The 12,239-nt window shown below is 67.2% G+C and carries 6 protein-coding genes; 3 read left to right on the forward strand and 3 right to left on the reverse strand.

Annotated elements, in window-relative coordinates; genetic code table 11:
• Position 1 precedes the first annotated feature (1 nt).
• Genes AQI70_RS19245 through AQI70_RS19255 form a run of 3 tightly spaced genes read left to right on the forward strand, consistent with a single transcriptional unit; the run spans position 2 to position 2,738 of the window.
• Positions 2–1,108: an SPFH domain-containing protein gene (locus AQI70_RS19245; RefSeq protein ID WP_244181719.1), complete on the forward strand. Its 1,107-nt coding sequence runs from the start codon at positions 2–4 to the stop codon at positions 1,106–1,108.
• Positions 1,105–1,623: a Pycsar system effector family protein gene (locus AQI70_RS19250; protein ID WP_062151396.1), complete on the forward strand. Its 519-nt coding sequence runs from the start codon at positions 1,105–1,107 to the stop codon at positions 1,621–1,623. The genes AQI70_RS19245 and AQI70_RS19250 overlap by 4 nt, the downstream gene beginning before the upstream one ends.
• A gap of 44 nt (positions 1,624–1,667) precedes the next feature.
• Positions 1,668–2,738, forward strand: a complete 1,071-nt coding sequence (locus AQI70_RS19255) for a M48 family metalloprotease (protein ID WP_079051364.1) — start codon at positions 1,668–1,670, stop codon at positions 2,736–2,738.
• 1,039 nt (positions 2,739–3,777) lie between these two features.
• On the opposite strand, the gene AQI70_RS19260 is transcribed toward AQI70_RS19255, so the two are convergent.
• From AQI70_RS19260 to rplL, 3 genes are all read right to left on the reverse strand, one after another.
• Positions 3,778–7,677, reverse strand: coding sequence for a DNA-directed RNA polymerase subunit beta' (locus AQI70_RS19260; RefSeq protein WP_062151399.1), 3,900 nt, complete (start codon positions 7,675–7,677; stop codon positions 3,778–3,780).
• A gap of 97 nt (positions 7,678–7,774) precedes the next feature.
• The gene (rpoB, locus tag AQI70_RS19265) at positions 7,775–11,260 is read right to left on the reverse strand and encodes a DNA-directed RNA polymerase subunit beta (RefSeq protein ID WP_062151402.1); all 3,486 of its coding nucleotides are present in this window, start codon (positions 11,258–11,260) and stop codon (positions 7,775–7,777) included.
• A gap of 579 nt (positions 11,261–11,839) precedes the next feature.
• Positions 11,840–12,229, reverse strand: a complete 390-nt coding sequence (gene rplL, locus AQI70_RS19270) for a 50S ribosomal protein L7/L12 (protein WP_062151405.1) — start codon at positions 12,227–12,229, stop codon at positions 11,840–11,842.
• Between the last annotated feature and the right edge of the window lie 10 nt (positions 12,230–12,239).

Consider the following 12,239-nt stretch of genomic DNA (forward strand, 5'->3'; position numbering starts at 1 on the left):
CATGGAACAACCCGCACAGCACGAACAGCGGACCCGCAGCACGCAGTCGGAGACGGCCGAAGGGCCCGAGCAACTCGACTGGCTCCAGCAACAGCGCCAACATCCGTCGACTCACACCGAATTGGATCCGGACCCCGTCCGCACCGTCTGGCAACTGCCCCGCTTCCGCCTCGGCAGCCGGCGCTTCTTCGGGCGCGTCGACCATGCCCTGGTCTTCGTCACGCGGAGGGGGAAGTACGAGACGTTCCTACCACCCGCCCGGCCCGCGACCGTACGACGGTACGTCGCTCTGTACGAGGTGAACACCGACCCGCACTCCTTCCAGTGCCGCGTGCCCCTGCCCAGCCGGGTCGACAGCTTCGAGTTCGAGGTCACGGCCGACATCACGTGGCGCGTCGTGGATCCAGCCGCATTCGTCAAGAGCCAGGAACGTGACGTACCCGGGTTCATCACCCGCGAGCTTCTGCCGCACATGCGGACCGCCAGCCGAGGCCACCCCATCGAGGCGAGCGCCAGGGCCGAGCAGGCCGTGCAGCAAGCAGTGCGCGACGTCCAGCCCATCGGCGAGGAGGAGGGCCTACGGATCACCTGCTCCATACGTCTGCGGCGCGACGCCGTCGAACGGTCCCACCAGGCCCGATTGCGGACCGCACGCCACGAAGCGGAGGCAGCACAGCCCGAACACAGGGCCTCCCGGCTACGCGAGAAGTACGAGGCTGAGCGGAAGGCCGAGAAGATCGCTTTCTACGAGCACCACCTGGCCAGGGGCGGCATCGCCGCACTCGCCCTGCACCTGGCGACGCGCCCCGACGACACGCAGCTCGTCCTGGAGCACCTCCGAAAGGACCAGGCGGAGCTGGTGCAGACCCAGCTGCATCTGATCGACCAGGCCTTGGAGAACAAGCGCCTGGAGGACTACCAACTCGATGAACCGCACCAACTCATAGCCGAGCGCATGACGGCCATCCTGCGGGCCACGGCACCGTCCGACGACCCATCAGCACCGCCGTACCCGGAACTGGCACCTCAGTCGGCGGCCGAGGAACCCTCGGCACCTGCCCCCTCCGCGACAACGCTGCTCAAGGACCGCCCGGAGTCCGACACATGACCCCGTCGACGACGGCGACGGAGGACCCGCGGTTACGGGCGGGCACTCAGCTCCTGGCTGACCTGCGCGGAGAGATCGCTCGTGCCGACGCCAAGGCCACGGTCCTGACAGGCGTGCTCGGCATCACGGCGAGCGGACTCGGCACGCTGCTGACCGGCCACGGCTGGAACCCCGGCGCGCTCCCCCCGCCGGCCGCCGTGCTGTGGTGGGTCGGGGTGATCGCGCTGGTCGTCGCTCTTCTCGCCCTCCTGCTGGCGGTGATGCCCCGCTATCGCGGAAGCGACTGGGCTCCCGGCCAGCCCGTCACCTACTTCGCCGAGATACACAGCGCCGCGAGAGCGGGCCGTCTCACCGCTGCCCTCGCGGAGACCGGGCGCGACCCTGCCCCAGGCCTGTTCCTCGCCCTGGCCGAGACCAGCCGCATCGCCGCCCGCAAGCACTTCTGGATCCGGACCGGGCTGCTCGCCTTCGGCTGTGCGTCGGTTCTGCTCTCCGGATCACTGCTGGCCGCCTGAACCGCCCTCAGTCCACGTCCGCTCACATCCGAAACGGACTCACCATGCCCATGCCGTACGAGCCCAAGGAACCGCAGAAACCGCAACAACCCGAGAAGGCGGAGGCCTCCGCGCCCGGCCCGCCCCGATGGCCGGGCGGGGCCCCCGACTCCCCCGATTCACATCCCCACCAGGACGGCCTGCCTCGCCATCGCGGCCGAGTCCACATCACCGCTCGCCAGCGCGGCATGGACGCCACCGCCCTCGGCAGCCTGGCGCTCCATCTTCCCCATCTGCTCGCCAGCCTGGCTGTCGTCTTCGTGATGTCGTATGGCGTCGATGCGCTGGGCGGCCCGCCCTGGTTCCTCCCGCTGGCCGGCTGGCTGCTCAGTGGGATCGTGCTCTTCCACCACCCCTGCGAACGTCTGATGGCCCGGTGGCTGTTCGGTCTGCGCCACCCCAGCCCAGAGGAAGCGCACAAGCTCCGCTCAGTATGGCGCGAGGTGACCGCCCGAGCGGGAGTGGACGCAGGGGCATACCAGCTGTGGGTCGAGGACAGCCACAGCATCAACGCCATGGCAGCGGCCGGTCACATCGTCGGCGTGACCAGTCACTCCCTGCGGACACTGCCACCTGCCCAACTCGCCGGCGTACTCGCCCACGAACTGGGCCATCACACGCGGGGGCACGCGTGGTCCTCTCTCCTGGTCTACTGGTACGCACTGCCGGGACGGATCGCATGGCGTCTGCTGCTCCGGCTCGCCACGCACGTCGACCGCCTCTCCGTGGGCGCAACGGCCCTGCTGATCGGCCTGCTGGGCGCCGCGGTGATCGCGCTGGCAACGGCCACGTACGGTCTGATTTTCCTTCCTTTCGCGACTCCGTACCTGGCAGCCGCCCTCTCCCGGCGCTCGGAACTCCGGGCCGATGAACAGGCGGCGGGCCTCGGCTTCGCCGAACAACTGATGGCCGTACTGCGCGAGGAGCAGGACAGGGACGAGACCGAACGGGCCAACGCCGCGGCCATGGGCGTCCGGTTCGAGAAGGAGGGGATGATCGCGAGACTGCTCGACTCGCACCCGGATGTACACACCCGGCTGCACCATCTGCAGGCTCACCTCGCCAGCGGGCGCTGACCCGCCAAAGCTCCGGGGCGGAACGGAGATCACACGCCGCCCCGGGGCTTCTTCCCGTAATCCGGCAAGTTTCGGCCACGCAAAACAGCCGAGCTCGGCACCTGTCTGCCCGGACCGCCGTCCCGCGCCCTCCGACTGCCTCACCGCATACAGCCCGCGCGCCGACGACGCCACCTTCCCGCACCACATCCTCGACGACTACGCGATCGCCCTGAACGTCCTCGTCCTGGCCCCGCGCGTCCCTACCAGTGACTTTCCCGCGCTGCTCGCTGTGGGCACGAGGGCCCTGCTCCGCGTCCACCGGGCGCTCCACGGCTGAGCGGTCTGGCAGCGCGACCGAAAGAGGGACCATTGACCAGGCACACGACAAAGGCGCAGTTGTCCGCCTCGGACGCGACCACGCCCGCCGCTGGCCGAAGGTCCCCCTGCACGGCTGGGCCAGCGGCATCCTGACGTTCCTGTTTCTGATGGTCGTCATCGGCATGCTCCCGATCGGCGACAGCATTGCGTTCCCGGTACCGCACGGCGCTCGACACCCACGAGGAGGCGAGCGGGCCGCTCCCCACCAGGCGCCGACAGTGCTAGCGCTGCCGGCGCTCAGCCCGTCGACTGCCGCCCCAGCCGCTGGCCGTGCCCAGGTCGCTCTGGGCGTGCCCCCGGTGATGGTCTTGGAGACCGACGTGGGGCAGCGCTTCTCCGTGCACATGGCTCGGGAGGCGGCAGCCGCCTGCAGCTGCTCGTGGAGGTCACCGCATCCGGGCCCGGGCGCCTCGCGCTGCGTCCCATCAGGGCGCGACGGTCTTCACCGCACAGCAGCTCTCCCCTTTCCGGCCTGCCCGCCACGGGCCACGGCGGCGCACGGCTGATCATTCCGGTTCCGGGCCGCTGCATCCTGCGGATCGACACGACCGGGGAGTGGAAACTGCGCGACGCGGGGCTTGACCAGCGCCGCGCACACGACGCCAGGAACGCCGAAGGGCGGCCACCCCGAAAGGTGACCGCCCCTCAACTCAAGCTGCTCGCTCGGGAGTTCTCCCGACTACTGGTTGTACGGCCCGTAGTCGTAGTCCTCCAGCGGAACGGCCTGGCCGGAGCCCGTGCCGAACGGCGAGTAGTCGATGTCGTCGTAGCCGACGGCCGAGTACATCGCGGCCTTGGCCTCCTCGGTCGGCTCGACCCGGATGTTGCGGTAGCGGGACAGACCCGTACCGGCCGGGATGAGCTTACCGATGATGACGTTCTCCTTGAGGCCGATCAGGGAGTCGGACTTGGCGTTGATCGCCGCGTCCGTGAGAACCCTGGTCGTCTCCTGGAAGGACGCCGCCGACAGCCAGGACTCGGTCGCCAGCGAGGCCTTGGTGATACCCATGAGCTGCGGACGACCGGAGGCCGGGTGACCGCCCTCCTGGACCACACGGCGGTTCTCCTGCTCGAAGCGGGAGCGCTCGACCAGCTCGCCGGGCAGCAGCTCGGCGTCGCCGGACTCGATGATCGTCACGCGGCGGAGCATCTGCCGGATGATGATCTCGATGTGCTTGTCGTGGATCGACACACCCTGCGAGTTGTACACCTTCTGGACCTCGCCGACCAGGTGGACCTGGACGGCACGCTGGCCCAGGATGCGCAGCACGTCGTGCGGGTTGGTGGCACCCACGGTGAGCTTCTGGCCCACCTCGACGTGCTCGCCCTCGCTGACCAGGAGACGGGCGCGCTTCGAGATCGGGTAGGCCGTCTCGTCGCTGCCGTCGTCCGGCGTGATGACGATCTTCTTGGTCTTCTCCGTCTCCTCGATGCGAACGCGACCGCTCGCCTCGGAGATCGGGGCCACACCCTTCGGGGTACGGGCCTCGAAGAGCTCGACGACACGCGGCAGACCCTGGGTGATGTCGTCACCGGCCACACCACCGGTGTGGAAGGTACGCATCGTCAGCTGGGTACCGGGCTCACCGATGGACTGGGCGGCGATGATGCCGACCGCCTCACCGATGTCGACCAGCTTGCCGGTGGCCAGCGAGCGGCCGTAGCACATGGCGCAGGTGCCGACGGCGGACTCACAGGTCAGGACCGAGCGGGTCTTGACCGTCTCGACACCCTGCGAGACGAGCTCCTCGATGAGGACGTCGCCCAGGTCGGTACCGGCCGGGGCCAGCACCTTGCCGTCGACCACGATGTCCTCGGCGAGGCAGCGCGCGTACACGGACGTCTCGACGTTCTCCGTCTTGCGCAGCACGCCGTCGGCGCCGCGCTCGGCGATCGCCAGCTTGAGGCCGCGGTCGGTGCCGCAGTCCTCCTCGCGGATGATGACGTCCTGGGAGACGTCGACCAGACGACGGGTGAGGTAACCCGAGTCGGCGGTACGCAGAGCCGTGTCCGCCAGACCCTTACGAGCACCGTGCGTGGAGATGAAGTACTCCAGCACGGACAGGCCCTCACGGAAGGACGCCTTGATCGGACGCGGGATCGTCTCGTTCTTCGCGTTCGACACCAGACCACGCATACCGGCGATCTGACGCATCTGCATCATGTTGCCTCGTGCACCCGAGTTCACCATCATGAAGATCGGGTTGGTCTTCGGGAAGTTGTCGTTCATCGCCTCGGCGACCTCGTTGGTCGCCTTGGTCCAGATCGCGATGAGCTCCTGCGTGCGCTCGTCCTTGGTGATCAGACCGCGCTCGTACTGCTTCTGGACCTTCTCGTCCTGCGCCTCGTAACCGCGGACGATCTCCTTCTTCGCCTCAGGCACGACGACGTCGGAGATGGCGACGGTGACGCCGGAACGGGTGGCCCAGTAGAAGCCGGCCGCCTTCAGGTTGTCGAGCGTCGCCGCCACGATGACCTTCGGGTAGCGCTCGGCGAGGTCGTTGACGATCTCGGAGAGCTGCTTCTTGCCGACCTCGTAGTCGACGAACGGGTAGTCCTCGGGCAGCAGCTCGTTGAAGAGAGCCCGACCAAGGGTCGTCTTCAGACGGAAGCTGTCACCCTGCTGCCACTCCGGCTCGCCCTCCTCCTGCGCCGGCGGGGTCCAGCCGCGCGGCGGGATGGTGCCGACCGGGAAGCGGATGTCGATCTTCGACTGGAGCGAGAGCTCACCGGCGTCGAAGGCCATGATCGCCTCGGCCACGGACGAGAAGGAGCGGTCCTCACCCTTGACGTCCCGCATCTCGCCGTCGGTGGTGAGGAAGAACAGACCGAGGACCATGTCCTGGGTCGGCATCGTCACCGGACGGCCGTCGGCGGGCTTGAGGATGTTGTTCGAGGACAGCATCAGGATGCGGGCCTCGGCCTGCGCCTCCGCGGACAGCGGCAGGTGCACGGCCATCTGGTCACCGTCGAAGTCCGCGTTGAACGCGGTGCAGACGAGCGGGTGGATCTGGATGGCCTTGCCCTCGACCAGCTGCGGCTCGAAGGCCTGGATGCCGAGGCGGTGCAGGGTGGGAGCACGGTTCAGCAGAACCGGGTGCTCGGCGATGACCTCTTCGAGGACGTCGTACACGACCGTGCGGCCGCGCTCCACCATGCGCTTGGCGCTCTTGATGTTCTGCGCGTGGTTCAGGTCGACCAGGCGCTTCATCACGAACGGCTTGAAGAGCTCCAGCGCCATCGCCTTCGGCAGACCGCACTGGTGCAGCTTCAGCTGCGGACCGACGACGATCACGGAACGCGCGGAGTAGTCCACACGCTTACCGAGCAGGTTCTGACGGAAGCGGCCCTGCTTACCCTTCAGCATGTCGCTGAGGGACTTCAGCGGGCGGTTACCGGGACCGGTCACCGGACGGCCACGACGGCCGTTGTCGAAGAGGGCGTCAACAGCCTCCTGAAGCATGCGCTTCTCGTTGTTGACGATGATCTCGGGCGCGCCGAGGTCGAGGAGCCTCTTCAGACGGTTGTTCCGGTTGATCACACGGCGGTACAGGTCGTTCAGGTCGGAGGTCGCGAAGCGGCCACCGTCCAGCTGCACCATCGGGCGAAGGTCCGGCGGGATGACCGGCACGCAGTCGAGCACCATGCCCTTGGGGCTGTTGCTGGTCTGCAGGAACGCGGAGACGACCTTCAGGCGCTTGAGCGCACGGGTCTTCTTCTGGCCCTTGCCGGTACGGATGATCTCGCGGAGACGCTCGGCCTCCTCGTCGAGGTCGAAGGACTCCAGGCGCTTCTGCAGCGCCGCGGCACCCATCGAACCGTCGAAGTACGTGCCGAAGCGGTCACGCAGCTCGCGGTAGAGGAGCTCGTCGCCCTCAAGGTCCTGGACCTTGAGGTTCTTGAACCGGGTCCACACCTCGTCGAGACGGTCGATCTCGCGCTGCGCACGGTCACGCAGCTGCTTCATCTCACGCTCGGCACCCTCGCGCACCTTGCGGCGCACGTCGGCCTTGGCACCCTCGGCCTCCAGCTCGGCGAGATCCGCCTCGAGCTTCTTGGCGCGGGCCTCCAGGTCGGCGTCCCGGCGGTTCTCGATCTGCTGCCGCTCGACGGAGACGTGCGCCTCCAGGGAGGGCAGGTCGCGGGTACGGCGCTCCTCGTCGACGTACGTGATCATGTACGCCGCGAAGTAGATGACCTTCTCGAGGTCCTTCGGCGCCAGGTCCAGCAGGTAGCCGAGGCGCGAGGGGACACCCTTGAAGTACCAGATGTGCGTGACGGGCGCGGCGAGCTCGATGTGGCCCATCCGCTCACGGCGCACCTTGGCGCGCGTGACCTCGACGCCACAGCGCTCGCAGATGATGCCCTTGAAGCGGACGCGCTTGTACTTGCCGCAGTAGCACTCCCAGTCCCGGGTCGGACCGAAGATCTTCTCGCAGAAGAGTCCGTCCTTCTCGGGCTTGAGGGTGCGGTAGTTGATGGTCTCGGGCTTCTTGACCTCGCCGTGGCTCCACTGACGGATGTCGTCAGCGGTGGCCAGGCCGATCCGGAGCTCGTCGAAGAAGTTGACGTCGAGCACTATGCGTCAATCCCTCTCAGGGTCGTGAGTCTGTGGTCTGAAACGGGGGCCTGGGGGTCGGCGGGGCCCTGTGGGTGAGGGCCCCGCCGGACTCCCGTCAGACCTCTTCGACGCTGCTCGGCTCGCGCCGGGACAGGTCGATGCCGAGCTCCTCCGCAGCGCGGAAGACGTCCTCGTCGGTGTCACGCATCTCGATGGACATACCGTCGCTGGACAGCACCTCCACGTTCAGGCAGAGCGACTGCATCTCCTTGATGAGCACCTTGAAGGACTCGGGGATGCCGGGCTCGGGGATGTTCTCGCCCTTGACGATGGCCTCGTAGACCTTCACGCGGCCGGTGACGTCGTCGGACTTGATGGTCAGCAGCTCCTGGAGGGCGTACGCGGCGCCGTAGGCCTCAAGGGCCCACACCTCCATCTCACCGAACCGCTGGCCACCGAACTGGGCCTTACCACCCAGCGGCTGCTGGGTGATCATGCTGTACGGGCCGGTCGAGCGGGCGTGCAGCTTGTCGTCGACCAGGTGGTGCAGCTTCAGGATGTACATGTAGCCGACCGAGATCGGGTCCGGGAACGGCTCACCCGAACGGCCGTCGAACAGCCGCGCCTTGCCGGACGGGAGGACCATGCGGTCACCGTCGCGGTTCGGAATGGTGTGCTCCAGCAGACCGGCGAGCTCGTCCTCGCGGGCGCCGTCGAAGACCGGGGTGGCCACGTTGGTACGGGGCTCGACCCGGTCGGCGCCGATCGCCTGGAGGCGCTGGGCCCACTCGCCAGCCAGGCCGGAGACGTCCCAGCCCTGGCTGGCGAGCCAGCCGAGGTGGATCTCCAGGACCTGTCCCGGGTTCATTCGGGACGGCACACCCAGCGGGTTGAGGATGATGTCGACCGGGGTGCCGTCCTCCAGGAACGGCATGTCCTCGATCGGCAGGATCTTGGAGATGACACCCTTGTTGCCGTGCCGGCCGGCGAGCTTGTCACCGTCGGTGATCTTGCGCTTCTGCGCCACGTACACGCGCACAAGCTGGTTCACACCGGGGGGAAGCTCGTCGCCCTCCTCGCGGTCGAAGACGCGCACGCCGATGACCTTGCCGGTCTCGCCGTGCGGCACCTTCAGCGAGGTGTCACGGACCTCACGGGCCTTCTCACCGAAGATCGCGCGCAGCAGGCGCTCCTCCGGCGTCAGCTCGGTCTCACCCTTCGGGGTCACCTTGCCGACGAGGATGTCGCCGGCGATGACCTCGGCACCGATGCGGATGATGCCGCGCTCGTCGAGGTCGGCGAGGACCTCCTCGGAGACGTTCGGGATGTCCCGGGTGATCTCCTCGGGGCCGAGCTTGGTGTCACGGGCGTCGACCTCGTGCTCCTCGATGTGGATCGAGGAGAGGACGTCGTCCTGCACGAGGCGCTGCGACAGGATGATCGCGTCCTCGTAGTTGTGACCCTCCCACGGCATGAACGCCACGAGCAGGTTCTTGCCCAGCGCCATCTCGCCGTTCTGGGTGGCCGGACCGTCGGCGAGGACCTGGCCCTCGACGATCCGGTCGCCCTCCTGGACGATGACCTTCTGGTTGACCGAGGTGCCCTGGTTGGAGCGGGCGAACTTGGCCAGGCGGTACGTGATGTACGTGCCGTCGTCGTTGGCGGTGGTGATGTAGTCCGCGGAGACCTCCTGGACCACACCGGCCTTCTCGGCCTTGACGACGTCGCCGGCATCGACGGCGGAGCGGTACTCCATGCCGGTGCCGACGAGCGGGGCTTCCGCCTTGATGAGCGGAACGGCCTGGCGCATCATGTTCGCGCCCATGAGGGCACGGTTGGCGTCGTCGTGCTCAAGGAACGGGATCATGGCGGTCGCGACCGACACCATCTGGCGCGGCGAGACGTCCATGTAGTCCACGTCCTCGGGGCCGACGTAGTCGACCTCGCCGCCACGGCGGCGGACGAGCACACGGGCCTCGGCGAAGCGCAGGTCGTCGTTGAGCGTGGCGTTGGCCTGCGCGATGACGAAGCGGTCCTCTTCGTCGGCGGTCAGGTAGTCCACCTCGTCGGTGACCTGGCCGTCGATGACCTTGCGGTACGGCGTCTCGACGAAACCGAACGCGTTGACCCGGCCGTACGAGGCGAGCGAACCGATCAGACCGATGTTCGGGCCTTCGGGCGTCTCAATGGGGCACATACGGCCGTAGTGGGACGGGTGCACGTCACGGACCTCGAAGCCGGCCCGCTCACGGGAGAGACCACCCGGGCCAAGAGCCGACAGACGGCGCTTGTGGGTGAGACCCGACAGCGGGTTGTTCTGGTCCATGAACTGCGACAGCTGGCTGGTGCCGAAGAACTCCTTGATGGAGGCGACGACCGGCCGGATGTTGATCAGGGTCTGCGGCGTGATCGCCTCGACGTCCTGGGTCGTCATCCGCTCACGGACGACACGCTCCATACGCGCCAGACCCGTACGGACCTGGTTCTGGATGAGCTCGCCGACGCTGCGCAGACGACGGTTGCCGAAGTGGTCGATGTCGTCGGTCTCGACGACGATCGACTGACCGCTGTCGCCGACCGTCTCGGTCTCGCCCGCGTGCAGCTTCACCAGGTACTTGATCGTCGAGATGATGTCCTCGACGGTCAGGATGCCCGCGTCGAGCGGAGCGTCCGCACCCAGCTTCTTGTTGACCTTGTAGCGGCCGACCTTGGCGAGGTCGTAGCGCTTCGGGTTGAAGTAAAGGTTCTCAAGGAGCGTCTGCGCGGCCTCACGCGTGGGGGGCTCGCCCGGACGCAGCTTGCGGTAGATGTCGAGCAGCGCGTCGTCCTGGCCCTGGGTGTGGTCCTTCTCCAGGGTGGCGCGCATCGACTCGTACTCGCCGAACTCCTCAAGGATCTGCTCGGTCGTCCAGCCGAGCGCCTTGAGCAGAACGGTCACGGACTGCTTGCGCTTGCGGTCGATGCGGACACCGACCATGTCGCGCTTGTCGATCTCCATCTCCAGCCAGGCACCCCGGGACGGGATGATCTTGGCCGAGAAGATGTCCTTGTCGGACGTCTTGTCGATGGTGGAGTCGAAGTAGACACCCGGCGAACGGACCAGCTGCGACACCACGACACGCTCGGTGCCGTTGATGACGAAGGTGCCCTTGTTCGTCATGAGCGGGAAGTCGCCCATGAAGACCGTCTGGGACTTGATCTCGCCGGTCTCGTTGTTCGTGAACTCGGCCGTGACGAAGAGCGGAGCCGCGTACGTGAAGTCGCGCTCCTTGCACTCGTCGATGCTGTTCTTCGGCGGCTCGAAGCGGTGGTCGCGGAACGTCAGCGACATCGACCCGGAGAAGTCCTCGATCGGGGAGATCTCCTCGAAGATCTCCTCGAGGCCGGACTTGGTGGGGACGTCCTGACCGGACTCCAGAGCCGCCTCGACACGAGCCTTCCACGCGTCGTTGCCGAGCAGCCAGTCGAAGCTCTCGGTTTGCAGCGCAAGAAGGTTCGGAACCTCGAGGGGCTCCTTGATCTTTGCAAAGGAGATGCGCAGCGGGGCGGTGCTGGCGCCGTTGTTCGTATTCGCGGTCGAGGCAGTGCGCGAGGCGGCCAAGAGGGGGTCCTTCCGAGGGCTCGGACTCACTACGCGCGTACCGGCCCCTCACCGGGGCACAGAGACAGGTGTTTCCTTGTCCGACCAAAGAATGGCCAGCTCAGGGCGGTCCGGTCATCGGTGCTCAAGCGAGGGCATGCCCCTGGTGACGGGCAGGGGACAGCTAACAGGCAGCGCAAAGGGTCAGTGTAGCCACTTGGCACACTGATGTCCAGTGCGGGTTTTTCGCGACCCTCGTTGTTCTCAACGCCCTCGGCATGCTTGCCCTCAATGCACGTTGATACTGCCCTCTTCGTCGCCGATCCATGCCTCGGATTCGGATCCTTGTGACGACGCGTCCTGAGAATTGCGCGCTGCGTGCGGTTCGTCAAGGCCCCCCGGCCCGACCCGGGGCCGCCCAGGGACACGACGAAGATCACCATACCCCCCACCGAACCGGGCGCAAGGCAACCGTGGCCGCGCCCCCAGGAACGCCGAAGAGCGACCACCCGAATGGATGATCGCTCTTCGGTGCGACTGCGTTACAGCCCTACGAGGCTGCTTTCAGCAAGCGCGAAGGTCGTACTCGACCAAAAGGTCTTACTTGACCTCGACGGACGCGCCGGCGCCCTCGAGGGCCTCCTTGGCCTTGTCCGCGGCCTCCTTGTTGACCTTCTCCAGAACCGGCTTCGGCGCACCGTCGACCAGGTCCTTGGCCTCCTTCAGGCCCAGGGAGGTCAGCTCACGCACGACCTTGATGACCTGGATCTTCTTGTCGCCGGCACCGGCGAGGATGACGTCGAACTCGTCCTTCTCCTCGGCGGCCTCGGCGGCGGCGCCACCAGCGGCACCACCGGCGACGACGACCGGCGCGGCAGCGGCGGCGGTGACGTCGAACTTCTCCTCGAAGGCCTTCACGAACTCGGAGAGCTCGATGAGGGTCATCTCCTCGAACTGCGCGAGCAGGTCTTCCTGGCTGAGCTTCGCCATGATGGCGGTC

This window comes from Streptomyces curacoi, assembly GCF_001513975.1.
In the GTDB taxonomy this organism is placed as follows: domain Bacteria; phylum Actinomycetota; class Actinomycetes; order Streptomycetales; family Streptomycetaceae; genus Streptomyces; species Streptomyces curacoi.

What these genes read in the sequence shown, in the direction of transcription:
- AQI70_RS19245 (WP_244181719.1), top strand. Translation starts at nt 2, where the DNA reads ATGGAACAACCCGCACAGCACGAACAGCGGACCCGCAGCACGCAGTCG.
- AQI70_RS19250 (WP_062151396.1), top strand. Translation starts at nt 1,105, where the DNA reads ATGACCCCGTCGACGACGGCGACGGAGGACCCGCGGTTACGGGCGGGC.
- AQI70_RS19255 (WP_079051364.1), top strand. Translation starts at nt 1,668, where the DNA reads ATGCCCATGCCGTACGAGCCCAAGGAACCGCAGAAACCGCAACAACCC.
- rplL (WP_062151405.1), bottom strand. Translation starts at nt 12,229, where the DNA reads ATGGCGAAGCTCAGCCAGGAAGACCTGCTCGCGCAGTTCGAGGAGATG.